We start from the raw sequence: 25,500 nt of genomic DNA on the forward strand, positions 1-25,500 counted from the left end.
TGGCGTAGGTGTCACTACTGGTGTAGGAGTAACTACTGGTGTAGGAGTAACTACTGGTGTAGGAGTCACTACTGGACCACCTTCACAAGGCACTTCATTCCAGAACCATGATACAGCAGAAGGTGTTTCCCAAGTACCAGGATTGTTTTGAGCTACAAAACAAGAACCACCGTAAGAAACAACATCGCCGTTAGTTACTTTAGTTGTACCTGGAACAAATGGTGTAACACCTGGAACTGGCGTAGGTGTCACTACTGGAGTAGGTGTCACTACTGGCGTAGGTGTCACTACTGGCGTAGGTGTTACTACTGGAGTAGGTGTCACTACTGGCGTAGGTGTTACTACTGGCGTAGGTGTCACTACTGGAGTAGGCGTTACTACTGGAGTAGGCGTTACTACTGGAGTAGGTGTTACTACTGGAGTCGGTGTTACTGGACCAGTCCAATCAGTTGTACCTTGTGGGTTAAGTACAGCTTGGTTCATTGCGTTTAAGATCTCGCCGTTACCGTCGCCATCAATTTCCCATGAGAAGATACCACCAAGGCCTAAACCACGTAGGTAGTCACCTTTAGCAAGTACTGATTGTGGTGTGTCGTATGTTAACAATGTACGACTAATATCATCCCAAATGTAAGAGGCTTTAGCCACGTCATCCCAACCAACGATTGCATTTTGGTTTGCTTCTAAGAATTTAAGTGCACCACGGTAATCCATGATACCAGCTTCCCATGCCCAAGCGGCTTCGTTTACATCAGTACCACTTCCGCCTAAAGAGCCGTTAAATGGGCTACCTTCAGCTGAATCGATATGAGAACCGATAGAACCGAGTGGGTTACCATCTTCAGCAACAACATCTTGCCATCCACGAGCGTACATTGCAGCACCAACGACTAATTTCTTAGCGGGAACGCCCTGTGCAAGTAATAGTTTTGTTGCGTTATCAAGTGTGTATTCAGGTTTGCCAGCAAATTCACCCGTACCGTCACACTTGTCTGCAGAAACGTGTGCGCCACAGTAAATTGCAGTTTGGTGACCTGTATTTGGACCCCAAGCACCGTAGAAATCGTAAGACATCATGAAGATATTGTCCATGTATTGAACAGCTTCGCCGTAATCAACATCTTGGATTTTATCGTAACCAACACCGATTGCTGATGTTAGTTCATATTTACGGTTATATTTAACTTCTAGATCATCAAGCATAACGCGAAGTTCTTGCATCAACGCTACATAAGCTGGACCGTCATTGATTGGGTCACCAAGATCTGCGTTTGGACCGCCACCACCTGGAAATTCCCAGTCAATATCGATACCGTCGTAGAATTTCCAAGTTTGTAAGAATTCTTTAGTAGAGGCGACAAATACGTCACGATTGGCTTTATCAACAAAACCGTGGAATGGGTCTGATAATGTCCAACCACCGATTGATGGAAGAATTTTAAGATGTGGATAAGCATTTTTAAGTGCCATTAGGTTACCGTAGTTACCTTTACCAATCTCTAAAGAACCGACTGCTTTACCATCTAAACGTTTAGCTGGCGCGCCGTATGTAGAGTTAAGTGCCGCCCATGAATCGTGGATAACAACTTCGTAATCCTGTGAGTCAGAACAGACTGTTTTAAGTAATGCGTGACCTTTAGGGTTTGGCTCTAATAATGATTTGTTATCACCTGTACCGCCACAAATTGGAATGAAGCCGTAGATGATGTGCGTTAGGTTGTTAGCAGGGATATCGTTAACTTCGAATTTACGACCGTATACACCCCATTCAACAAAGTAAGTACCAACGATTTGGTCTGGAGATTGTGCATAAGGCGTATTCACTGCGTCAGTTGTCATTTGCAAGTTGCCTAAATGAGAACCGTCAGTATCAGAGATAAGTAGTTGTGTTGTTGCACCATCAGTACAACCATCCGCGTTACATAAACGCACAACCATTTCTTTTAAGCCACCCGTTGTGAAAGGGATAACTGCGCTGCCACCTTGGCCAGCACCTTCAATAGCCACATCGCCATTGATAAGAACTTGCCAAGAAGTAGCTTTATCGCCAGCCCAAACATTCCAAGCAACAGGTACTTCAACTAGGTCTACACGTGTGTAAGAAGATTTGTAACCAACCGTTGCGTCAGTGTTGATTGTAACGAAACCAAGATTAGAGTAATCAGCCCAAGCTAATGCGGGTGCTGCAGGTGTTGCAAGAGCGGATGCACTGATTGATGCTGAAATAGCAAGTGCAAGTGTACTTTTTAATAACATGTTTTTCATAAAAAACTCCATGATAAATTATTAAAGAGTCCAATAAAAACGGGTCGTTTACCCTTCACTAGGTTTTTTATATCACTAGCTAGGGTTTATTTAACAGTTCATTTTTATTAGATATCTTCCGTGATATCGGTGTACAGAAACAGATGTACGGATTAAGGCTACTTTTTAAAAGTGCTTGTTGCAACGTAAATAGGTAAGTTTTTTAGATAAGAGAGAGCTTGATCTCATTAATCTGAGGGTGAATCGAAGAAAACGAAAAGGTGTGCTGTAAGCTAATGTTTATAGGGGTTGACGCGTTTTTTGGGAAAGATAAAGGGTTGGCATTTTAATGCTAACCCTTAAATTTTGAGTGGCCTTTAATGTGACAAAATTTGTTCTAAAAATAGTTTCAAGCGATCCGATTGTGGATTATCAAAAAATTCATTAGGTTCATTTTCTTCAATCACTTGTCCTGCATCCATAAAGATAACTCGATCCGCCACCTTTTTAGCAAAGCCCATTTCATGGGTTACACAGATCATGGTGATACCTTCATCGGCAAGCTCAACCATTACATCTAATACTTCTGATACCATTTCAGGATCAAGCGCTGAGGTGGGTTCATCAAATAACATAATTTCAGGGTTAATACATAAACAACGTGCAATCGCGACACGTTGTTGTTGTCCGCCTGAAAGTTGATTTGGGTACTTGTCTGCTTGATCGGAAATTTTCACTCGTTCAAGGTAATACATCGCTTTTTTGATTGCTTCTTTACGTGGCACTTTATGCACCCAAGTAGGCGCAAGCACTAAGTTTTCTAATACCGATAAATGCGGAAAAAGATTAAAGTGCTGAAATACCATGCCGACCTGCGCACGAATATGGCGTACAACTTTAACGTCATCAATCAGCTCAGTACCATTAATATTAATACTGCCTTGTTGGAATTTCTCAAGGTGATTTAGACAACGAATTGTCGTTGATTTACCTGAGCCAGAAGGGCCACAGATAACCACTTTTTCGCCTTTTTTAATATCTAAGTTAACGTCTTTAAGTACATGGAAATCGCCATACCATTTATTAACGTCTTTCATTGAGATCATAATTTCTTGTTCAGACATAAGATTTCCTATTTAGTGTTCAGTGTTGAATTTACGTTCAACAGCTTTTGAATATTGCGACATGCTAAAGCAGATAACCCAGTAGATTAAGGTTACAAATACATAACCTTCAATCTCATAACCTAGCCAGCTAGTATCACTATTGGTGAGTGTTACCATGGCTAAAATATCAAAGAGGCCAATGATTAGTACTAGGGTTGTGTCTTTGAAAAGTGAGATAAACGACCCCACTAAGTTAGGAATAGATATTTTTAATGCCTGCGGCAAAATAATTAATATCATGCCTTGCCAATAACCTAATCCTAATGATTTTGCAGCTTCATATTGTCCTTTCGGGATAGCTTGTAAACCACCACGAACCACTTCTGCAATGTAAGCTGCTTGGAAGAGCGTGATACCGATTAATGCACGTAAAAGTTTATCAAAGTCGATGCCATCGCTAAAAAAGAGCGGCAATACAACTGAGGCCATAAATAAGATAGTAATTAATGGCACACCACGAATAAATTCAATAAAACCAACACACAATGTTTTCACAATAGGCATGTCAGACTGACGGCCTAGTGCTAAAACGATACCCAATGGAAAAGAAGCAATAATACCCACTGCTGCGACCACTAAGGTCAGCATCAATCCTCCCCATTTTTCAGTTTCTACTGTTTCAAGGCCAAACCAACCGCCACTAATGAGCAAAAAACAAACCACAGGGTAAAGCAGCATGAAGGCTATTTTTACTTTAAGGTTGCTTACTAGCTTAAACGAAGCAAGAAAAGCAAAGGTAATAAATAACACCAGATTAGGGCGCCAATGTAATGCTTCTGGATAAAATCCATACATAAATTGGTCGAATTTTTCAATAATGAAAATCCATCTTGCCCCTTCTTTGACTATTTCAGCTTGCGTGCCACTCCAAGTTGCATCAAAGATCATCCAGTTAAGTAAAGGTGGAATAGTGAGGTAAACAAAGTACATACCCACTAATGTTAATAAACTATTTTTAACATCAGGAAATAGGTTTTCTTTTAACCAGAAAAAAATCCCTTTACTGCTGGACGGGGCTGCTTTTGCTTCTTTAATCGAATAAGTCGCCATAATTATCTTCCTTTAATTTCCATTTTTGCATTTACCCAATTCAATACGAGTGAAATAACAATGCTGATGGTGAGGTAAACTGCCATGGTCATTAAAATAATCTCTATTGCTTGGCCAACTTGATTTAGCGTTGTGCCAGAAAAGAGCGTCACTACCTCGGGATAACCGATTGCGGTGGCGAGTGATGAGTTTTTAACAAGGTTTAAATACTGGTTAATTACCGGCGGAATAATGACGCGTAATGCTTGTGGCAAAACCACTTTACGTAGAATAACGTGATCTTTTAAGCCTAACGCTTTAGCCGCTTCTTTTTGCCCAGAAGGTACTGCTTCGATACCCGCACGAACCGCTTCAGCAATATAAGTGGCTGTATAGATACTCAAGGCAAAAATAAGCGCTAATAGCTCAGGAATGATCGCTAGGCCACCTTTAAAGTTAAAGCCTTTTAATACCGGGTATTCAGCACTGACGGGTTGGCCACTGATGAAGTAAACCAATAAAGGCGCCGCGATTAAAATAGCAATCGAGACTTTAAAAAGAGGGAACTCCTCACCAATTAGATCATGACGTTTTTTAGCCCAACGTGCCAAAAAGAACACACCAGCAACGGCAAGAATAAATGCGATTAAAATAAAACCACTGCCAGATTCAAAAATAGGCTCAGGGGTTAATAGACCGCGATTGTTTAAAAAGAAGCTATCAAAGTAGGTAAAGCTTTGTCGGGGGCTGGGCAGTGCTGCCAGAACCACGTTATACCAAAATAGGATTTGTAGCAGAATAGGGATGTTACGAAACGTTTCGATGTAAACCAATGAAAGTTTAGACACTAAAAAGTTTTGTGATAAACGACCAATACCGATCAGTAGTCCAAGTACTGATGCGACAAACACACCAATCACAGACACTAAAAGTGTATTTAATAGCCCAACGATAAATACATCGTAATAGGTTGAACCGCCATCATCGTAATCGATCAATGTTTGGCTAATACCAAAACCAGCCACATCATCTAAAAAAGAAAAACCCGTTGTAATGCCACGTTTCTCTACATTATCAAACATATTATTAGTGAAATAATAGGCAAGAAAAAGAACAAATAACAATGCACAAACTTGATAAATAATCGCTCGATTTTGTGGATTATTTAAAAAGCCATTACTTGAGGGGGCTGGGAGTTGAGTTTTATTCATAATCAGGCCTAGAGAGGGGAGGTGCTTAAAAGGGGGCTAGGCCCCCTTAGTTCAAAATTTAATTATTCGAAGTTGAATAAGCGATTTATCGAACTGGCATTGAGTACATTAACCCGCCGTTATTCCATAAGTTATTTAGACCACGACTGATATTAAGTGGAGAATCTTTACCTACATGTTTGTCAAATGACTCACCGTAGTTACCTACGTTTTTAACAATTTGGTAAGCCCAATCAGCATTAAGTCCTAGATTTTCGCCAGCTTTACCTGATACACCTAACAGGCGTTTTACGCTTGGATTGTCAGACTTAAGCATTTTGTCAACATTAGCAGCATTAACGCCTAACTCTTCAGCTTCAAGTGTTGCATACATGGTCCATTTTACGATGTTAAACCAAGTATCATCACCTTGACGAACAACAGGTCCAAGGGGTTCTTTAGAGATGATTTCTGGTAATACCATTACCGATTTTGGATCATCCATTTTTAGTTTTAGACCATACAATTGAGATGCATCAGAGGTAACCGCATCACAGCGTCCTTTTTTGAAACCATCGATCGTTTGACCTGATGTATCATAAGTAACGGCTTTGTATTCCATTTTATTGGCTTTGAAGTAATCCGTTAAATTAAGTTCAGAGGTTGTACCTGCTTGAATACAGAACGTTGCGCCATCTAATTCTTTTGCAGAGCTAACACCGAGCTTTTTACTAATTAAGAAACCTTGACCATCGTAATAATTTACGCCAGCAAAGTTTAAACCAAGTGATGTATCACGTGTTGCAGTCCAAGTTGATGAACGAGCAAGTACATCAATTTCACCACTTTGTAGTGCAGTAAAACGCTCTTTTGCTGTCAGTGGAATATATTTAACTTTAGAGCCATCGCCTAAAACAGCGCTTGCTACTGCACGACAAAAGTCGACATCAATACCTTTCCAAACACCTTTAGAATCGGTTGCTGAGAAACCGGGAATACCAGTCGAAACACCACAATTTAGCGTGCCTTTCTTTATTACTTCTGACAAAGTATCTGCGTTTGCAAGGTTTGGCACTAACGCCGCTAGCCCACATAACAGTGCAATTTTTGTTAGTTTCATCTAAATATTCCTTATCTATAGTTATGTACATGGATTATGCACATGATTCACTAGGTCATTTATAGTGTTAAACATATTCGGTTATGAACGACCTAAATAATAGGTAAGCGTGGATAGAATGCGAGGTTGTTATCAAGTTGTTAATGGGATTCTCGATCCCACTCACAGAATTGTTTGCTAAAACATCGGGTTGTCTGTTTTTTGAGCGCGATTGTTGCGTAAAGTACTCAGTATGTTAACAGGAGGGGATATGTCCTATGAGGCTAAAAATCTTTGTTTACTCTATTGCAGGCTGTGGGGGTATCAAAGAAGTGTTACTCAGGCAGGGGGGATCTGAGTAACACTTATACCCGTTACTATTCAAGTTGCAAAGTTCAGCAAGTGATGAGGTGAACATATTTTAGGCAGGAAGTTGAAGGTATAACTGGTTCAATCAATACTTCCTAACAACGAAGGTGTTTGCCTCATCGCTTGCCCTACGGGTCGCTAGCTCGCTTATTTATGTAACCATGGCAATTCTGCGTTGCAACATTTGATAAGGGCTAGCCATTAAAGAATGAAAGTATTTTATTTCATTCTTCCGATAGAGAATTAACGCAGTTAATTGCTCGAAAGGTCATCATGCTGCGTCTTGCCTTGCCATAGTTCGATAAGAAGCGAGTTATGGCAAGGCACCTTGATTAGTAACGGGTATTTTTATTATTGCGGGTTTATATCCATCGGATTAACGCTAGGTGCTGATTCTTTTATGGATTCATGTGTTTTTATTAATTCAGCGAGCTTAGTGGCTGTCCACTCACTATTTGCTTTACTGCAGCATTGTTGTAGATGTTGAATCTCATCTTTTAAATGTTGTTTATCTGTTTCATTTAATGCTGTTTTATCAGCAAATTGACTGAGACTTTTCACATTTGGATATTGCGTTTGAGCGTAATATAACAAAGCGCTATAACAGTGACTGGCGTTGTTGTTAGCAAAGCTATTTTTTAATGTCAGATAATGCTGATTTAACGGAGCAACCTTGGTTTTATGCTGTGTTTTATTATTACTGGTCAAGCGACGGTATGAAAGATGATAAAAAATCATCAATACGATTATCGCTATTAATAATGCAACGGCAATCTGCCAATAAATAAGTGCACTGTTATCAACAATGATGGTTGGCTGTGGTTGCGCTATTTTAGGTTGAATAGTGGGTACGCTACTAACCTGTTGTTTATCTGCCGCTAAAATAGTTAATTCTTGAGCGGGTAAGATGGCTGTTTCTTGTTGGTTGGTTTGGCTATTAAACCAATTCAGCTTTATTTCTGGCAGCGTTAAAGTACCTACTTGGTCGGCAATGATCGCATGGCGAATAACACGGATTCCGTAATTCAAACCATTAGATTTAGCTTCCCCTAGCTGGTCTTGATCAGGATAAACACGCAGTGATTTAGGGTAGTTAAGTTTGATGTTAGGTAGCTTATCTTTATCAACGGATGCTATTTGTAGGGTAATGCTACGTATGATTGCTTCGCCGACTTTATAGCTTTTTGCTGTTAATAGATTATCTTCAATTAAACGTAAATCATCACTGACAATCCAGGTGCCTTTGTAATCGTCTGGAATAGCTTGCACGTTAATACTTAAACGCTCTCCACGCACGTTAATGGGGTCGGAAACGACTCTATTTTGCCACTCACTAACGGCAATCACTTTACGCAGAGAACCGCTTAATAGTGGAGAGTCTATTTCAAATTTACCCGCTTGTGTGGCGGTCATTTTGTATTGACGGGTAATGGTATTGTAACGAATGCCATTACGCACGGTTTGGCTATTTTTATCTTGTCCAAATACTGCGTTTTCTGCACCTTCAAAATATGGCGCTTCTAAATCAAGATCATTACTGTTTTTTGAAATGTATAATTTAGTGGTAAAAATAAAAGATTGACCAATATAGACACTGTCTTTATCAACATGATTCTCAATGAAAACCACGCTATCTTGATCCTGTGCATTTTGTGTTTTTTGAACCACTTCAGTGACGTTAATCTGAATGGCTTCGGTTGAGAGGTCGCCAATTTTAAATGCGGGAATGGTTAGTAGGCCGGTTTTATTTGCTTGAAGCCTAACTTGCCATTGTGTATTTTGACTAAAAACCCCATTCACATATTCATTACTTTGGCTTTGTGATGGTCGAAATACCGTAAAGTCTTGTTCAAGTGGACGAGTATCAAGTTGGTAGTCATCGTCATTATCATTGACGCTTACGGTTAAAATAAAGCGATCACCTAATACAACATTCGTATCACTCACCGTTGCAGAGACTTGAACTGCTGAAAAGGCAGGGGAGCTGGTTAATAATGCCACTAAAAAAAGGCTCAAAAAAGAAAATGTGTTTTTCATTACCAGATAACTCCGTTGTTTGTTTTTTGCTTAACAGGTTGAGATTGATTGCGTTTTTGATACTCAATTTGCATTTTTCGACGTAATAAAATAGAAGGATCATCGGGCATATTTTTAAGCCAGTTAGGTAACGCTTCTAATTCTTGATTACTTTCTTCGTCGCTTTCGCTCAGTGGTTGTGCCGGCTGTTCATCCTGCTTATTTTCTTGTTGCTGCTTATCTTGCTCTGCTTGCTGTTGTTTTTGTTGCTGCTCTTTTTCTTCTTGTGCTTGTTGTTCTTTTTCATTTTGAGACTGTTGCTCTGCTTGTTTTTTATCTTGCTCAGACTGTTTTTGTGACTCTTGTTTCTCACTGTCTTTTTGCTGTTTATCTTGTTCTGAATCCTGCTGCTCTTGCTCTTTTTGTTGCTTATCTTGATCTGAATCTTGTTGCTGATCCTGTTGATTCTGATCATCCTTTTTCTGTTGTTTATCCTGTTTCTTATCTTTGTTTTGTTGCTGTTTCTGTTGATCTTTTTGCTGTTCTTGGATCTGTTTAATTACACCTTTGTTTTCTGCTGCCTGTTTCATAGCGGGATCAATAGCTAACGCGTTATCGTATGCTTCAATGGCTTTATCTAACTGTTGCAGTTGTGCGAAGTTATTACCTTGATTATAAAAGGTATCTGCATTATCTGGCTGTTGTTTGATTGCTTGATCAAATTTCTCAAGTGCCTGGTCATATTGTTTGTTTTTATATAACGCATTCGCTTGTTCTAATGGTGTTTCGTAAAGCTCACTGGCCCTTTGGTAGTCTTCATCTTGATAAGCATCATAGGCATTTTGTTGGTCGTTTTTCCAGATGGAGTCCTCTGTCTTTTCAACTAACGTATTTTCTGCTGCTTCAAGTGGCGGACTACTTAAAGGTAAATATACGGCCAGTAAAAGGGCAAAGAAAACACCTTTTCGAAACAATAATAAAAACAGGGGTAATAATAAAAAACTTAACCAGTAACCATCATCAATAGAGAACTGATCTGACGCGGCTTGCTCTGATTCGTTTTTACGTGTTTGTTTTATATTATCGTAATAACTGCCGAGCTGGTTGATATCGCTGCTGTCATTACGACTGGTGAGATACAAACCATTGCTTGCCTGTGCAATATCATAAAGTGGTTGTCCTGATAATTTAGGCACTATAATTTCGCCACTGTCACTTTTAAGTAACGAACCATTAGGTAATGTAATGGGCGCCCCTTGTTCTGTGGCGACGGCTAAAATAGACACTATCCAGTCTTCACCTTTTAGAATTTCTTGCATCTCTTGTGATTGTTGCTCTGTTATATCATCACTAATAAAAACAATATGCCCTTGTGTATAACCGGCATTTTTTAACAGTTCAATGGCTTTCTTTAAGGCTAGATCTGCACGCGAGCCTCTAACCGGCATAATGTCAGGGCTAAGATGGGGAATATGATTGATGATGGCATTGCCATCCCGTGTTAATGGCGCAACGGTAAACGCATCGCCTGCATAGGCTATCATTGCTTTTTCGCCTTCGCTCCACTGTTTAATCAGATCAATGGCTTTGAATTTTGCTTGCGATAAACGGTTCGGTTTAATATCGGTAGCAAACATCGAATAACTCAAATCAAATACGATGACCTGTGCTTTTTCCATCTCATAAACAGGCATCTCAATACTACGCCATGTCGGGCCTGCTAAGGCGATACAAGCAATCACAGCTAAACTATTAAACGCCCAAAAATGCGTCTTTGAATGACCTGCTTTGCTCACGATATTGGCACTGAGGTGAGGGGCTATTAAACCTTGGTGCTCTGCCTTGCTACTATTTTTAAAACGCAGTAGCGAAAAAACAAAGATGACAATTAGGCCTAATAACCAAAGTGGACGTAAAAAATCCATTGGCATAGCGCTCATTTCAGGCAACATGGCGGCCCCTTAATTTTAAATAAAGCGTAAAGAGAAATAGAATTAATATCGCTAATGAAAGTGGCCAATAGAAAAGGTCTTTTTCAGGTCTAAATTCTAAAAAGTCACTTTCAATCGGCTCTAATAAATTCAATTGCTGGTAGATATCCTGTAATTCGTCTTGGTTACGAGCACGGAAGTATTGACCACCGGTTAATTTTGCAATTTTGGTTAATGTTTTTTCATCTAAGTCTGCAGAAGGGTTAACACGTTGCTTGCCCCAAAAACCTTTGCGTGTCATCTCATCGGCGCCAATACCAATGGTGTAAATGGTAATGTTGTTTTTGGCCGCTTGTTTAGCCGCTTGAAGCGGTTCGATAATACCCGATGTATTCGCACCATCAGTTAATAAAATAAGTACTCGTTGCTCATTTTTATTCTCCACAAAGCGTTTGATTGCCAGTGCAATTGATTCACCAATAGCCGTTTTTTGCCCTACTAAGCCGAGTTCGGTTTCTGAGAGCATCTGTTTAATGGTTTTTAAATCAAAGGTGAGCGGGGTTTGTAAATAGGCGTGATCAGCAAACAGTATTAACCCTAATCGGTCACCGTTGCGCAAATCAATAAAGTCATTTAATAGGTCTTTTACTAAGGTTAAACGGTCCACGGTTTTGCCATTTAACTGCATATCCACCTCTTGCATACTGCCAGAGAGATCTAGCGAGACAATCATATCGCGGCTTTCTTGCTGTAGACGAATCGGCTCACCAAACCAAATCGGTTTGGCTAATGCACAAAGTAGCAATAGCCATACTAACCAAGGAATAAAGACGTTTAAATTATTCTTTTGCGCGTCGGATTGTTGCTCCGTAATGCCCTGTGCCAGTGGTATCCACACTTGGGTATAACTGCGTTTCTGTGAGGCTAAGAAGTAACGGGCTAAAAGGGGCAAAGGTAATACAATAAAGACCCAAAGATAGGTGAACTCAAACATCTTTTCTTTCCTGTTTATTACTGTGTTTTTTAATCTGTTTTGGTAATTCGATTATCCAGCGTTTAGCATCGGAAAAGTCTTTGTCATCAATGCTATGGATATCTGTTTGGTACAAGCGTTGTAGAAATTCTTGTTTATTTTTGAACATCGGGGCTGTTGCGTATTTTTGCAGAAATTCAAACCAAGACTCACCGTGTAATGAAGCGACCTCATCACGCGAGAAATAGCTTAAAGCACAACCTTTTAGTAACTGATTAAGCGCCACAAAGTTTGCTTTTTGTTGTTTCAACTGTGCAAGTTTAGCCAATTGCGCCTTTTGCATTTTTTGTTGAATTTTAATCTTTTTGAGAAAATAATAAACACTACAAATGACTGCAATTATCAGGATTAATAACGCCCAGTAAATCGGTGCTGGCGGAAACCAATTCGGTGCTGTTGGGGCGATAATGTCGTTGAGTTGTGCCAGCGGATCTTGATTAGCGAGCGGGGACATGAAATTGTTCCATTAATGGCGATGATGCACAAATATTATAAAGCGGGATTCCCTGCTTAATAAAAGTATTTTCTATTTTTTGTTGGCGTAACGTGGCTGCATCTTGGTAGTCTTTTGACGCATTTTTTTTAAAGAAACCACTGCCATTTAAGCTATTAATTTGCAGTTGTGTTTTGAGTGCTTTTTTAGGTAATAATTGCTCTAAAGGATCACTGATTTGCCAAGCATTTATCTGGTTATGACGATTAATCAGCGTTAATAGTTTCTGGCAACTTTCATCAAGTTGCGAAAAGTCACTGATCAAATGTATTTGGCTACCCGTTTGTACTAAGCGTGATAAACGTTTCAGCTGTAATAATAACGATTGCGGATGATCATTGTTTTTAAAGGGTTGAGGCACACACAATTGTTGGCTTTGATGTATAAATCGCATCAGGCCTTTACTGCGACCAGTTGGTTTTAGTTCGGCAACCTGTTGTTGATTAAATACAATGCCACCTAAGCGATCACCACGTTGTTTTGCTTGCCAGCTTAGCAGTGAAGCAAGATGACAGGCTTGTACCGATTTAAAGACAAACTGACTACCAAAAATCATGCTGTCGGAAAGGTCCAAAAGAATAAATACTGGACGTTCTTTCTCTTCGTGAAATAGTTTGGTATGTGCTTTACCGGTGCGCGCGGTGACAGACCAGTCAATAGTGCGCACATCATCACCTGATTGATAATGACGGACTTCGGCAAACTCCATGCCACGGCCTTTAATTTTGGCTAAATAGTTACCGGCTAATTGCTGGTAAGCGGCGGTCGCACGTGGTTGAAGTTGCAGCTTCTCTTGCTGTTTATAACTGAGCAATTCATTCAGCTGCACATCTACCCCGGTTTGATAGGGGGTATTGTCAAACAGGGCGATCGTTTTTTGTTTGTTTTTCAAAGAAGTCATTATGCAGGCAGCGCAACTTGGTTGATGATTTCTTTAATTACGCGGTTAGCATTAATGCCTTGTGCTTCAGCTTCATAACTTAAAATAAGGCGATGACGTAATACCGGATATAGATTTTGGATAATATCGTCTGGCATCACATAATCACGGTTATCAAGCCATGCGCGTGCTTTTGCAGTACGCATCAATGCCAGTGTTGCACGAGGGCTTGCGCCGTAGCTTATCCACTCTTTAAGCTGACTGCCGTAACGCTCTGGCTGACGTGTTGCGATAATAAGGTCAATCAAGTATTGCTCTAGGTGCGGTGCAATATTGATGTTCATAATTTCTTTGCGAATGGCAAATATTTGCTCGTTCAGCAAAGGAGTTACTTCGGCGACTTTCTCTTTTAAAATCTCTTTATGATTAAGCGCTAAAATCTCTTTTTCGGTAGCTGCATCAGGGTAATCAAGCTCTAAATGCATAATGAAGCGGTCTAATTGTGCTTCAGGCAACGGGTAAGTTCCCTCTTGTTCAAGCGGGTTTTGTGTCGCCATTACTAAAAACAGTTCTGGAAGTTTATAGGTTGTTTTACCGACGGTGATTTGATGCTCTGCCATGGCTTCTAATAAGGCTGATTGCACTTTTGCTGGCGCACGGTTTATCTCATCGGCCAAAATCAAATTATGGAAAAGCGGGCCTTTTTCAAAGATAAACTCACCGGTTTCTTGGCGGAAAATATCGGTGCCGGTTAAATCAGAAGGTAATAGGTCTGGAGTAAACTGAATGCGGTGGAAGTCTCCCTCAATGCCATCTGAAAGTGCATTAATCGCACGTGTTTTAGCAAGTCCGGGGGGGCTTTCTACTAAAATGTGTCCATCGGCTAATAAAGCAATTAATAAACCATCAACCAAGTCACTTTGGCCTAAGATCATTTTATTAAGGTACACACGAAGTGCATCAAGTTGTTGTTTTGCCATATTAATATTCTTCTTAAATTTTAGTTCTGGAGAGTTATTGAATAATATACCCATGCTACCTCAAGATGCAAAGTCAGCAAGGCAAATTGTGCTGAGATACTAGGCATAAAATTGAAGCCTAGTCATTCTAAGTCGAAATTTTATAACGACGTAGATCGGTACAAGTTGCCTTGCCCTACGGGGCGCAAGCTCGAAAACCAGTTCGGCGTTACAACAATCAAAAAGTGAATAACAATTACCTCATATTGTGCCTTGCTCTGGTTATCGAGCTTGTGCCTGACAAAGCATCTTGAGGTAACATGGGTATAATAGTCACTTGTCTGTCAAGAAAGTTCCCTTATTTCCTCCCAGATATAAGCTTTTATGATTTCAAACATGTTTTTTTTCTATTCTTTACGTATTATTAACAAATTATCATTTATTTTAACGACTGAAGGGAGTTAAACATGAGCGCATTAGAATCGTTTATTTGGCACACGTTAGGTTATGCGGCTATGCCTGTGATATTTTTTGGCGGGTTTATTGGTGTTTTTTTTGTTGCTTGCGCAATTTTGAAGATGACAGGTAATACGCCTGTCGAAGATTAAGATAAAAACGCTACAGCTACGAAGTAAATATTGATAAGCTTTCTGATTAATTTTAGAAAGCTTTTTTTTTGTCTTTTTTAGGGAGTTTAGTTGCGTAACTAAACTCTGTTATAATTGGATTAGGCAATTTACTTCAATAACTTATCAATATAACTACTCACCGATTGAGTGCTTATCAGGAGAATATAGATGCAAATATATATTATGCGTCACGGGCAAGCTGAGATGATGGCAAATTCTGATTCTGAACGCGCATTAACTAATATCGGTCGCAGTGAGTCTGAAAAAATGGCCAGTAGTTTAGCCAAGCAAGATATTACCTTTGATGCGGTGCTCGTTAGCCCTTATTTACGTGCGCAGCAAACCTGGGAATCAGTACGTCCATTTTTCCCTGAACTGTCTAATGTGCAAACGATTAAATCATTAACACCTAGTGGCAGTGCAAGAAAGTCAGTGAACGAAATACTGGCGTTACAAGCAATGGATATTAAATCATTATTGATTGTTTCTCACTTACCTTTGGTGGGTTACATTGTTGGTGAGCTTGCACCCGCTGCCGGCGTACCGGCCTTTGCGACTTCTTCGGTTGGATATGTAGAATTAGATGATAATGGTTTTGGTTATTTGCATAGCTTAACCAGAGTCTCGCAGTTGTAGATTGAAAATCATTATTTTGGGCATTAGTGAGCACCTTTTCTATTTAGCTGGGCATCTCATATGAATCACTTCAAACTGGCTGTTGCTCAAGTTGCGTCGATTAAAGGGGATATCGACGCGAATATAAAGACGCACTTGAAAGCACTAATAAAGGCCAGTGAGTTAAATGTTAACTACTTATACCCATGCCACCTCAAGATGCGTTGTCAGGCACAAGCTCGATAACCAGAGCAAGGCACAACATGAGGTAACCTATCGAACGTTAACTACGTGAACCTTCTAACGGTAGGATTAAAAAAAGACGTTAATCTATTATTGTTATTCACTTTTCGATTGTTGTAACGCTGGGCTGGTTTTCGAGCTTGCGCCCCGTAGGGCAAGGTAACTTGCACCCATCTACGTCGTTATAAAATTTCGACTTAGAATGACTAGGCTTCAATTTTATGCCTGGTATATCGGCACAATTTGTCTTGCTGACTTTGCATCTTGAGGTAGCATGGGTATTTGCCAGTGTGTTGATTAGTGAGGCGGGTTACAGTGAAGATACTGCTGTGCTTAAAGGTTATGCCAAAAAATTCAACATACTGGTTGCAATGGCAAACCATAATCGGGCAACCGGTGGGTGGAAACCGATTGGAAAAAATGCAATTTGGTCAAACACTGGATTACTTGCACAAGCAAATGAAACACAAGATGCCTTGATTGTCGCAGAAAAACGAGAGGCCGGCTGGATTGCTCAAGTGTTTGAAATATAAATAGCATTATTCATCGGACATATTATTAGCCATGTTATTAGTCATGTTATCAGTAAGGTTTGTATGAGTATTATTACCTATTATTTACAGATGAACTCAGTTGATGAGCTTATCGGGAAAGAAGCGTCGTTAGGTTTAGTGATTAACGAAGCTAAGATTAATGAGTTTCGAGTGAATAAATTTCTTTATCAATTAGTGGGTGAGCAGTGGCAATGGCAGGATAAACTCTCTGAATCAGATGCGCAGTGGGAGGCATACGTCAGTGATCCTAATTTACGTACTTGGATTGCTTATTATCAAGGCAGTATTGCCGGTTACTTTGAATTACAAAGTGATGGACAAGGAACAACTGAAATTATGTATTTTGGCTTAGCGCCACATTTCATTGGTAAAGGATTTGGTGGCTATCTACTGTCGCAGGCTATTTTAAATGCTTGGTCAATGACGGGGACAAACAGAGTGTTTGTGCATACTTGCTCATTAGATCATGCCTCAGCGTTAGCCAATTATAAAGCCAGAGGTTTCAAGTTATACCAAAGTGAGTCCACAGAGGCTGTTTGTTAACTTAGAGAGTTGTATTAATTATGCTGATTATTTATCGACTATTTATTGAATGTAGAGATAAGGGACGCTATGAACTATCAACAGTTTAATCAATTTTGTAAATCCTTGCCGGCAACTACTTATGTCATGCAGTGGGGAGATTCTCACGTATGGAAGGTCGGCGGAAAAGTGTTTTCTGTGGGTGGTTGGGGGCCTGATAAATTGCCTGCTTTTACCTTTAAAACCTCAGATAATAACTTTCAATTTTTAAAAAAGAGTGAAGGGTATCGACCGGCACCTTATTTTGCATCGCGGGGCATGAAGTGGATACAGCATGTTGCAGGTGATGATAGCTTAGATGAAGAGCTTCATTATTATTTATTAGAGTCTTATCGATTAGTGTCGTTAGGTTTAACCAAGATAAAGCAAAAAGAGTTAGGGCTTAATCAGCCGGCAGAAGAGTAGTTAGCAAGAGGATTTTTACATTGAATAAAAAGCAGTGAATGACAATAGATAAACGTCATCACTGCTTTATAAATAAAAGCCTAAAGGTGAGTCGCCGCCTTCATTTTAGAAATAAATTTATCCATTTCCTTTAATAACTTCTCTGGGTTATCTAAGTTTGCTTCAATCACTTTAACCACGGCAGAGCCTGAAATTGCACCGGCAGCACCAGATTTAATCGCTTCTTTTACCTGTGCTGGTTTGGAAATACCAAAACCTAGTAGCGAAGGTGGCGCATTATATTTGTTTAATGTTTCCAGCATATGCTCAACAGGCATGCCCGCTTTAGCATCTGCGCCAGTTACACCCGCACGACTTAATAAATAAGTATAACCTTCACCGTATTCAGCCACTTGTTGTAGTGTTTCTACGTCACCATTTGGCGGTGCGATAAAAATCTGTTGTAAACCGAATTTTTCAGCAGCTGCGCGGTAAGGCGCACTCTCTTCTAACGGCACATCGGCGATTAAAATCGAGTCAACACCAGCCTCTACGCAACGTTCATAAAAATTTTCGATACCATTTCTATAAACAAGATTTACGTATAACAGCAGGCCAATTGGTACCGTTGGGTGTAATTGTCGGACTTCTTTGATGATTGATAAACAGCCATCAGGCGTTGCGCCAGCGTCAAGTGCACGTGTTGATGCATCTTGAATAACCGTACCATCGGCAACCGGGTCAGAAAAAGGAATACCTAGTTCAAGTGCATCAGCACCTGCGGTTACTAAGGTATCAATAATTTTTAGTGATAGTTCACGATTAGGATCGCCAATGGTCACAAAAGGGACAAATGCACCTTGGTTTTCAGTCTTCAGGCGTGCAAACAGAGCTTGATAACGTTTAGTCATTACATCATTCCTCTTTCTTCAAAAATTTCAGCAACAGTAAAGATATCTTTATCGCCACGGCCCGATAAGTTAACAATAATGATCTGATCTTTATCATCGGTTTCGATTATTTTAAGTGCATGAGCCAGTGCATGAGAAGATTCTAACGCAGGGATAATACCTTCTTGTTGTGCTAATGCTTTAAAGGCTAATAGTGCTTCATCATCGGTTGCATTCACGTATTGTGCGCGACCTGTTTCTGCTAAATGCGCATGTTGAGGGCCTACAGATGGGAAATCAAGTCCCGCTGAAATTGAGTAAGACTCTTTTACTTGGCCGTGCTTGTCTTGCATCATTAACGAATGCATTCCAAAGAAGATACCTTTTGAACCGTAAGAGATAGGGCAACCATGTTTACCCGTACCCACACCGTGTCCACCAGGCTCAACGCCAATTAGCTCAACAGATTCATCACCGATAAAGTCGTTAAACATACCAATCGCATTTGAACCACCACCCACACAAGCAATCACTTTGTTCGGTAAAATACCTTCTTTTTTAAGGCATTGTTGTTTTGCTTCTTCGCCAATCATTTTTTGGAATTCACGTACAATAATTGGGAAAGGGTGAGGGCCGGCTGCTGTGCCTAATAGGTAATGTGTTTCTTCGTAACTACCTGCCCAATCACGTAATGCTTCGTTACAGGCATCTTTAAGTGTTGATGCGCCAGAATGTACAGCGATGACTTCTGCACCCATTAAACGCATACGGAATACGTTAGGCTCTTGGCGTTCCATGTCTACCGCGCCCATGTAAACTTTACATTCAAGACCCAATAGCGCACAGGCAATAGCGGTTGCAACACCGTGTTGACCCGCGCCTGTTTCTGCAATTATTTTCTTTTTACCCATGCGTTTAGCCAATAATGCTTGTCCTAACACTTGGTTTGTTTTGTGTGCGCCACCGTGTAATAGATCTTCACGTTTAAGGTAAAGTTTGGTTTTTTTACCTTTAGTTAAGTTACGACACAATGTGAGTGGCGTTGGACGGCCAGCATATTCGGTTAATAATTCTGAAAACTCAGCAAGAAAGTCTGGGCAGGTTTGTGATTTTACAAATTCAGCCTCTAGTTGCTTTAATGCCGGTACTAAAATTTGTGGTACGTACATACCGCCAAACTGTCCAAAATAAGGATTTAATTTTTCCATCTTTTTTATCACCTTTTAAATGCTTTGAATGCTTCAAGCTAGCGAGACAGTGCCTCGCTAGCTTTTTATGCGTTTTACGCACGTAACATAGTTTTTTTAATCGCTTTAAATGCGTTCATCATTTTTTCTGGATCTTTTTTACCCGGTGCACTTTCAAGACCTGAGTTAAAGTCCAAACCAGCAACACCAATAAGGGCCGCTTCTTGTGCATTTTCTGGTGTTAATCCACCTGCTAATATAATCGACGTTTTATCAACATTGCTATTTTTAAGTAATGACCAATCAAATACTTGGCCTGTACCGCCTGTTTTATTGCCAATACGTGTATCAAGTACATGTTTTTCAACATTGAATTTCTCAAAGTCAGGCAGTGTTTCGCTAACGCCGTGTGCTTTCCAAATTTGACATGTTTTAGCTAAAAGGCCACGTAATGTTTTTACGTCTTTTGGTGTTTCGTTACCGTGTAATTGAACGACTGAAAGCCCAAGTTGTTTAACGGTGTAAGCAATAAGCTCTGGGTCTTCATTTTGGAAAACGCCAACATATTTCAGTAGGGGTGCGCCTAACATTACTAAACGTGCTTCTTCGGTATCAACAAAACGTGCTGATGTATCAACAAAAATAAGACCGCCATAAACCGCGCCCACTTTATAAGCATTAGCAGCTTGATGTGAATGGGTTAATCCACAGATTTTATTTTCGCCTAATATCAGTTTGCGACATGCTGACTCAATATCATCTTCACTCATAATCGAGCTACCCACTAAGAAACCATTCGCATGTTTGCTTAGATCAATCACTTGACTGTGGTTGTAGATACCCGATTCACTGATCACAATTCTGTCTGCAGGAATGTTTTCTGCTAATACTTTAGTACGATTAAGATCAATGCTCATATCACGTAGATTACGGTTATTAATACCAATAACCTTCGCGCCTAAGGCAACGGCACGTACTCGCTCTTCTTCATTACTGATTTCAGTTAATACGCCCATATTTAAACTATGTGCCGTATCACGGTAAGCTTGGTAAGCGTCGTCATCTAATACTGAAAGCATCAGTAAAATAGCATCTGCTTTATAGTGACGTGCTAAATAAATTTGGTATGTATCAACAATAAAGTCTTTGCAGATAACCGGTTGTGTCACGATGTCACGCACTTGTGTGATGTAATCAAAGCTACCTTGAAAATATTTTTCATCGGATAATACAGAGATTGCACTGGCATGATTTTTGTAAACATTAGCAATTAAGTCTAAATCAAACTCTGGGCGAATTAGGCCCTTTGAAGGTGATGCTTTTTTACACTCTAAAATGAAAACACTTTCTTCTTGATCAAGCGCTTCATAGAAGTGTCGGTCACTGTCTACGAGTTGGTCTTTAAATTGGATCAGCGGTTGTGCTAATTGACGATTTTTAACCCATTCGATTTTATCATCTATGATCTTGCCTAAAATTGTATCTTGTAAACTTGTGTTGTTTAAAAAGTTATGATTTAACACTGGCTCATCTCCGCTAATTTTTTCACTAATTGTAATGGTTTACCGCTATTCATAGCTTCAAGTGCCATTGTTGCGCCGCTCTTAAAATCATCGGCAAAACCGTTGATCACTAATAATGCGGCTGTATTGACTGCCACAGCTGCTTGCTGTGCATCGGTGCCTTTACCTTGCAATATTTGCTCGATAATCACTTTGTTTTCTTCTGGAGTACCACCAAAAATTGCTTCTATCGGATAGCTCTCTACACCAAAATCACTTGGGCTTAATGTGTATTCTTTGATTTCACCATCCACCAACTCTGCCACTTGTGTTTCGCCGTGCAGTGCGATTTCATCTAGACCACTACCAAATACCACCATCACACGTTGCATACCCAATTTCTGGTGTACTTGCGCGATAGGTAGTAGTAATTCGGGAGCATAAACGCCCATCAATTCAAATTTAGGACGTGCCGGATTAATCAACGGACCTAATACGTTAAAGATTGAACGCGTTTTTAGTGCCGCACGAACAGGGGCTGCAAAGCGCATTCCTGCGTGGTATGCCGGCGCAAAGATAAAACAGATATTGAGTTCATCTAAACATTGACGGGCAACGTCAGGGCTCATTTCTAAGTTAACACCAAAAGCGGCTAATAAGTCAGATGAACCTGATTTACTAGAAACACTGCGACTACCATGTTTACAGACTTTTAATCCACAGCTTGCGGCAACAATTGCGCTGGCTGTTGATATATTAATGGTACCCAGTCCATCACCACCGGTACCGACTATGTCGGTAAAAGGGTAATCAGGACGAGGAAAAGGTTTTGCTTGAGCAAGTAGGGCATTAGCGGCACCTGTGATCTCATCGATTGTCTCGCCTCGCATTTTTAACGCAGTCAGTGCTGACGATAATACAATGGGGTCAACGTCACCTTGCACTACTTTTTCAAAAAAGGTTTGGCTTTGTTCAACACTCAAGGCACGGCCTTGGTATAACTGCTCTAAAATATCCATTTAGTTTATTTCCTTAGTTGATTGCGATTGCAAATGGGTGACAAAATTTAAGCTGTTTTCGAGTAGCTCAGCGCCTTCACAGGTCAAGATTGATTCAGGGTGAAATTGAAACCCGATCACCCGATCTGCTTGGTTATAAACGGCCATACACATACCCTCAAAGTCGGCGACCACTTCAAGTGACTCAGGTACTGTCGTGCCGACTAATGAATGATAACGTGCGACTGAAAGTGGTTGGTTTAAACCACTAAACATACGGTCGCCACAATGGTTAATCAGCGATGATTTACCATGCATGATTTCATCGGCAGTGCCGACAGTGCCACCATACTGTTCTATTAACGCTTGGTGACCTAAACAGATACCAATCATTGGGATTTTTCCACGGCAAAGGCCAATCAGCTCAATTAAGCAACCGGCAGCACTTGGCGTGCCTGGGCCTGGTGACAAAATAAGCACCACATTACTTTCTGGCGAACTGTTTTCACAGGCATCAATATGTTCTTTTACTTGTGCTGCACTTTGGCTATTACGGTAAATTTTAACCGGGTAACCGAGCGCTTTAAATTGATCCACTAAGTTGTAAGTAAATGAATCAAAGTTATCCAAGAAAAATAGCGTTGTTTTTTTAGTATTAGTCGAAGTGCTCATTTTATTCTCCTTGAACGTTTGATGTTGATTGAACATCCGCAAGTGTTGTTCCGTGCGCTAATGCAATGGCGTTTAACACGGCAGCTGCTTTTTGGCGTGTTTCATTCGCTTCTAATTGAGGTACTGAGTCAAATACCACACCAGCACCAGCTTGGGCATGAGCCACATCATTTTTAACAAAGGCACTGCGGATAACAATACAGGTATCCATATCACCTTCGCCGTTAATGTAACCAACTGCGCCACCGTAACTGCCACGACGTTTTTTCTCTACATCACGCACTAGCTGCGATGCGCGGATTTTGGGTGCGCCTACTAAGGTGCCCATATTCATACACGCTTGGTAAGCATGTAACGCATCTAAGTCTTCACGTAATTGCCCAACAACACGTGAAACAAGGTGCATAACATGGCTGTAACGGTCAACTTGTAATAAGTCTGCGACGTGGCGTGTGCCTGGTTCGCTGATACGTGCGACATCGTTACGTGCTAAATCAACGAGCATTAAATGCTCTGAAGTTTCTTTTTTATCTAAACGTAATTCAAGCTCTAATCGACTGTCTAAGTCACGGCTGATGCTGCCGTCTTTGCTAAAACCACGGGTACGTGTGCCTGCAATGGGGTAGATCTCAACTTCATTGCTTTCTTTGGTATATTTGAGCGCACTTTCAGGCGAAGCACCAAAGAGAATAAAGTCACTATCTTTAAGATAAAACATGTACGGGCTTGGGTTTGTTTCTTTTAATTTTGCGTAAGCCGCTAACGGGTTCGGGCAATGTAAAGAGAAACTACGGGATGGCACAACTTGAAAAATATCGCCTTTAACGATGTTTTCTTTTAATTGATTCACAATATCGCAGTATTCTGTGTCGCTTACATCTACCGAAATCTTGCCTTCAAGCGGCACTAATTTATTTGCACAAGGGCTGAAGTTACTGCATAGATTTTGAATTTCAGCAAGACGTGTTGAGATACGCACATGGTTTTCATCACTGTATAAACCACCAAATACACTGCCTATAATTTCACTTTTTTGTGTTTGATGATCATGAATCATCAGTGTTTCAGCAACATAAAAAAGGTAATCAGGGCAGCAGTTCTCGCTCTCTGGCACATCACCAATTTGTTCAAAACTAGCGATAAAGTCATAGGCAAAAATACCGCCTAAGAATAACGCTTGTGGATGTTCTGATTGTTTCTTTATTTGGTCAACGATGAATCGAATGGCATCCATTGGAGAAGCTGATTTTAATCGGCTGTCTTCGTCTCCACTGCGGTCTGATTCTGGAAAGTGTAAAACTAATTGGCTAGGTGTTTGCTGTTTGATAAGTTCGATTGAAAATTTTGGCGTGATAAAGGTAATTAAATCTTTACCGTTATCGGTCATCGCATCAAGTGTCACCGTTAATCCATTGCAGGTGATTTTTAAACAGGCATCAACCAACATTAAACTTTTAAGATGGGCCTTAGAGTCAATTTCTGCAGAATCAAATAAAAGATGATTGGCGCTATTAGCACTCATCTTTTTAAACAAGCCTAATGAATCTTGAATATATTGGCATTCTGTTAGTAGGGTACGTAAAACCCCGATTGGGTGGTGTGTGTTCATCTTGTTATCCTTTTTAAATTTGGCGTATTAATGGTCTTTTTCTATTGGGCTATTTTTGCCATCGCCAACGCTTTTTAAGGATAATGTCTAATATTTTCATGTTATTTCCACTCTATTTTCTAAACGCCAAAAACAAAAAAAGCCCGCAATTTGCGAGCTTTAAAATTTGGTTTTGGGAAAATCTTATATACAAAAACCTCATTGCTCGCTTAAGAGAATGAGTGCCACCAAGAATCAGTAAGAGTAATTGTATTAAAAATCATATATCATGCGTCCCTTAAATTATGGCTACCATTTTTTGCGATTCAGCCGTTAATGTCAAGATGATTCTTAAGCTAAATAGCTTTTCAGGTAATTAAATTATGTTAATTGATCTCCACTCACATACTACGGCCTCAGATGGTCAATTAACACCCACTGAGTTAGTAAACCGTGCGGCCAACCGCCAGGTTAATATCTTAGCAATCACTGACCATGATACCGTTGATGGCTTACAAGAAGCGCAAGATGCTATTGATGAGAAAGGCTTAAAGTTAACGCTTATTAAAGGTATCGAAGTAACAACCAACTGGCTGAATCATGAGATTCATGTGGTCGGTGTTAATATCGACCCTGATAATGTCCAGTTAGCTGCATTAATTGAACTACAAAAAGAAAAACGTGAAGCGCGTGCTATTGAGATGGGCAATCGTCTTGCCAAGGCAAATATTGAAGGCGTTTATGAAGGCGCCAAAGCGCTGGCGGGTAAAGGGGCGATCACACGTGCTCATTTTGCACGTTATATGGTTGAACAAGGCATTGCTCCGACATTTCAAAAAGTATTCGATAAATACTTAAGTCGTGGTAATACCGGTTATGTACCCCATAACTGGGTTGATATTGACCAAGCGATTGAAGCGATTCATCAAGCTGGCGGACAAGCAATTTTAGCGCATCCAAATCATTATGATTTGTCTAATAAATGGATGCGTCGACTGTTTACTGAATTTAAAGAAGCGGGTGGCGATGCAATGGAAGTTGCAATGGGCCAACAATCTCCGCAGGTGCGCCTACAATTAGCCATGTGGAGCGAAGAGTATGATTTATTAGCTTCACAGGGCAGTGATTTCCATTTTGTTGGACGCTGGCGTGATTTAGGCAAAGCATTGCATTTACCTGCGATGGCTAAACCACTGTGGCTAGATTGGCCTATTTATAACAATTTATTAGAAGCGGAAAATACCTAA

General features: G+C 40.2%; 24 protein-coding genes. 7 read left to right on the forward strand and 17 right to left on the reverse strand.

The genetic code is table 11. From position 1 onward, the window contains the following. The 11 genes from CXF74_RS11890 to CXF74_RS11940 form a co-directional block, all read right to left on the reverse strand. A partial coding sequence (locus CXF74_RS11890; protein WP_232772508.1) for a glycosyl hydrolase family 18 protein occupies positions 1-2,265 on the reverse strand: 2,265 nt, incomplete at its 3' end. A 356-nt stretch (positions 2,266-2,621) separates the two neighbouring features. Further along, positions 2,622-3,368 (reverse strand): amino acid ABC transporter ATP-binding protein, encoded by a 747-nt coding sequence (locus CXF74_RS11895; RefSeq protein WP_101082664.1) that lies wholly within the window; start codon positions 3,366-3,368, stop codon positions 2,622-2,624. 12 nt (positions 3,369-3,380) lie between these two features. Then, positions 3,381-4,460, reverse strand: a complete 1,080-nt coding sequence (locus tag CXF74_RS11900; protein ID WP_101082665.1) for an amino acid ABC transporter permease — start codon at positions 4,458-4,460, stop codon at positions 3,381-3,383. Between the two features lie 2 nt (positions 4,461-4,462). After that, positions 4,463-5,650 (reverse strand): amino acid ABC transporter permease, encoded by a 1,188-nt coding sequence (locus CXF74_RS11905; protein WP_198552844.1) that lies wholly within the window; start codon positions 5,648-5,650, stop codon positions 4,463-4,465. Positions 5,651-5,735: 85 nt separating this feature from the next. After that, the gene (locus CXF74_RS11910) at positions 5,736-6,749 is read right to left on the reverse strand and encodes an amino acid ABC transporter substrate-binding protein (RefSeq protein WP_101082666.1); all 1,014 of its coding nucleotides are present in this window, start codon (positions 6,747-6,749) and stop codon (positions 5,736-5,738) included. 699 nt (positions 6,750-7,448) lie between these two features. Next, positions 7,449-9,134 (reverse strand): BatD family protein, encoded by a 1,686-nt coding sequence (locus CXF74_RS11915; protein WP_101082667.1) that lies wholly within the window; start codon positions 9,132-9,134, stop codon positions 7,449-7,451. Continuing rightward, positions 9,134-11,065 (reverse strand): VWA domain-containing protein, encoded by a 1,932-nt coding sequence (locus CXF74_RS11920; protein WP_101082668.1) that lies wholly within the window; start codon positions 11,063-11,065, stop codon positions 9,134-9,136. Before CXF74_RS11920 ends, CXF74_RS11915 begins: the two co-directional genes overlap by 1 nt. Continuing rightward, complete coding sequence (locus CXF74_RS11925; protein ID WP_101082669.1) at positions 11,055-12,038, reverse strand: vWA domain-containing protein; 984 nt, start codon at positions 12,036-12,038, stop codon at positions 11,055-11,057. The genes CXF74_RS11920 and CXF74_RS11925 overlap by 11 nt, the downstream gene beginning before the upstream one ends. Further along, complete coding sequence (locus CXF74_RS11930; RefSeq protein WP_101082670.1) at positions 12,031-12,531, reverse strand: DUF4381 domain-containing protein; 501 nt, start codon at positions 12,529-12,531, stop codon at positions 12,031-12,033. Before CXF74_RS11930 ends, CXF74_RS11925 begins: the two co-directional genes overlap by 8 nt. Continuing rightward, positions 12,515-13,471 carry a DUF58 domain-containing protein gene (locus tag CXF74_RS11935; RefSeq protein ID WP_101082671.1) on the reverse strand — a complete coding sequence of 319 codons (957 nt, stop codon included), beginning with the start codon at positions 13,469-13,471 and terminating at the stop codon, positions 12,515-12,517. Before CXF74_RS11935 ends, CXF74_RS11930 begins: the two co-directional genes overlap by 17 nt. Further along, complete coding sequence (locus CXF74_RS11940) at positions 13,471-14,430, reverse strand: AAA family ATPase (protein ID WP_101082672.1); 960 nt, start codon at positions 14,428-14,430, stop codon at positions 13,471-13,473. Before CXF74_RS11940 ends, CXF74_RS11935 begins: the two co-directional genes overlap by 1 nt. 446 nt (positions 14,431-14,876) lie before the next feature. Here CXF74_RS11940 and CXF74_RS11945 point away from each other — a divergent pair, with 446 nt between their 5' ends. The 6 genes from CXF74_RS11945 to CXF74_RS11965 all read left to right on the forward strand — a co-directional run bounded on the left by CXF74_RS11945 (position 14,877) and on the right by CXF74_RS11965 (position 17,437). Further along, the gene (locus CXF74_RS11945) at positions 14,877-15,017 is read left to right on the forward strand and encodes a TIGR02808 family protein (RefSeq protein ID WP_101082673.1); all 141 of its coding nucleotides are present in this window, start codon (positions 14,877-14,879) and stop codon (positions 15,015-15,017) included. 189 nt (positions 15,018-15,206) lie between these two features. Beyond that, positions 15,207-15,674, forward strand: coding sequence for a phosphohistidine phosphatase SixA (gene sixA / locus CXF74_RS11950; RefSeq protein WP_101082674.1), 468 nt, complete (start codon positions 15,207-15,209; stop codon positions 15,672-15,674). Positions 15,675-15,734: 60 nt separating this feature from the next. Then, on the forward strand, positions 15,735-15,899 hold the full coding sequence (locus CXF74_RS21960; RefSeq protein ID WP_157822397.1) for a hypothetical protein: 165 nt from the start codon (positions 15,735-15,737) through the stop codon (positions 15,897-15,899). A 218-nt stretch (positions 15,900-16,117) separates the two neighbouring features. After that, a complete protein-coding gene (locus CXF74_RS11955; protein ID WP_101082675.1) occupies positions 16,118-16,429 on the forward strand; it encodes a hypothetical protein in 312 nt (103 codons plus the stop codon). Between the two features lie 63 nt (positions 16,430-16,492). Further along, the gene (locus CXF74_RS11960) at positions 16,493-16,993 is read left to right on the forward strand and encodes a GNAT family N-acetyltransferase (protein ID WP_101082676.1); all 501 of its coding nucleotides are present in this window, start codon (positions 16,493-16,495) and stop codon (positions 16,991-16,993) included. A 69-nt stretch (positions 16,994-17,062) separates the two neighbouring features. Further along, positions 17,063-17,437, forward strand: a complete 375-nt coding sequence (locus CXF74_RS11965) for an MmcQ/YjbR family DNA-binding protein (RefSeq protein ID WP_101082677.1) — start codon at positions 17,063-17,065, stop codon at positions 17,435-17,437. 80 nt (positions 17,438-17,517) lie between these two features. Here CXF74_RS11965 and trpA read toward each other — a convergent pair whose 3' ends face one another. The 6 genes from trpA to CXF74_RS11995 form a co-directional block, all read right to left on the reverse strand. Then, complete coding sequence (gene trpA, locus CXF74_RS11970) at positions 17,518-18,327, reverse strand: tryptophan synthase subunit alpha (RefSeq protein WP_101082678.1); 810 nt, start codon at positions 18,325-18,327, stop codon at positions 17,518-17,520. After that, the gene (gene trpB / locus CXF74_RS11975; protein ID WP_101082679.1) at positions 18,327-19,514 is read right to left on the reverse strand and encodes a tryptophan synthase subunit beta; all 1,188 of its coding nucleotides are present in this window, start codon (positions 19,512-19,514) and stop codon (positions 18,327-18,329) included. The genes trpA and trpB overlap by 1 nt, the downstream gene beginning before the upstream one ends. Before the next feature lie 74 nt (positions 19,515-19,588). After that, positions 19,589-21,016, reverse strand: a complete 1,428-nt coding sequence (gene trpCF / locus CXF74_RS11980) for a bifunctional indole-3-glycerol-phosphate synthase TrpC/phosphoribosylanthranilate isomerase TrpF (RefSeq protein ID WP_101082680.1) — start codon at positions 21,014-21,016, stop codon at positions 19,589-19,591. Next, entirely contained in the window at positions 21,010-22,014 is a 1,005-nt protein-coding gene (trpD, locus tag CXF74_RS11985) for an anthranilate phosphoribosyltransferase (RefSeq protein ID WP_101082681.1), read from the reverse strand. The genes trpCF and trpD overlap by 7 nt, the downstream gene beginning before the upstream one ends. Further along, positions 22,015-22,665: an aminodeoxychorismate/anthranilate synthase component II gene (locus tag CXF74_RS11990; protein WP_101082682.1), complete on the reverse strand. Its 651-nt coding sequence runs from the start codon at positions 22,663-22,665 to the stop codon at positions 22,015-22,017. A 1-nt stretch (position 22,666) separates the two neighbouring features. After that, complete coding sequence (locus tag CXF74_RS11995; RefSeq protein ID WP_101082683.1) at positions 22,667-24,274, reverse strand: anthranilate synthase component 1; 1,608 nt, start codon at positions 24,272-24,274, stop codon at positions 22,667-22,669. Positions 24,275-24,636: 362 nt separating this feature from the next. Between CXF74_RS11995 and rnm the strand changes: the two genes are divergently transcribed. Continuing rightward, positions 24,637-25,500, forward strand: coding sequence for an RNase RNM (gene rnm / locus CXF74_RS12000; RefSeq protein WP_101082684.1), 864 nt, complete (start codon positions 24,637-24,639; stop codon positions 25,498-25,500).

This window comes from Psychromonas sp. Urea-02u-13 (assembly GCF_002835995.1).
Classification (GTDB): Bacteria; Pseudomonadota; Gammaproteobacteria; order Enterobacterales; family Psychromonadaceae; genus Psychromonas.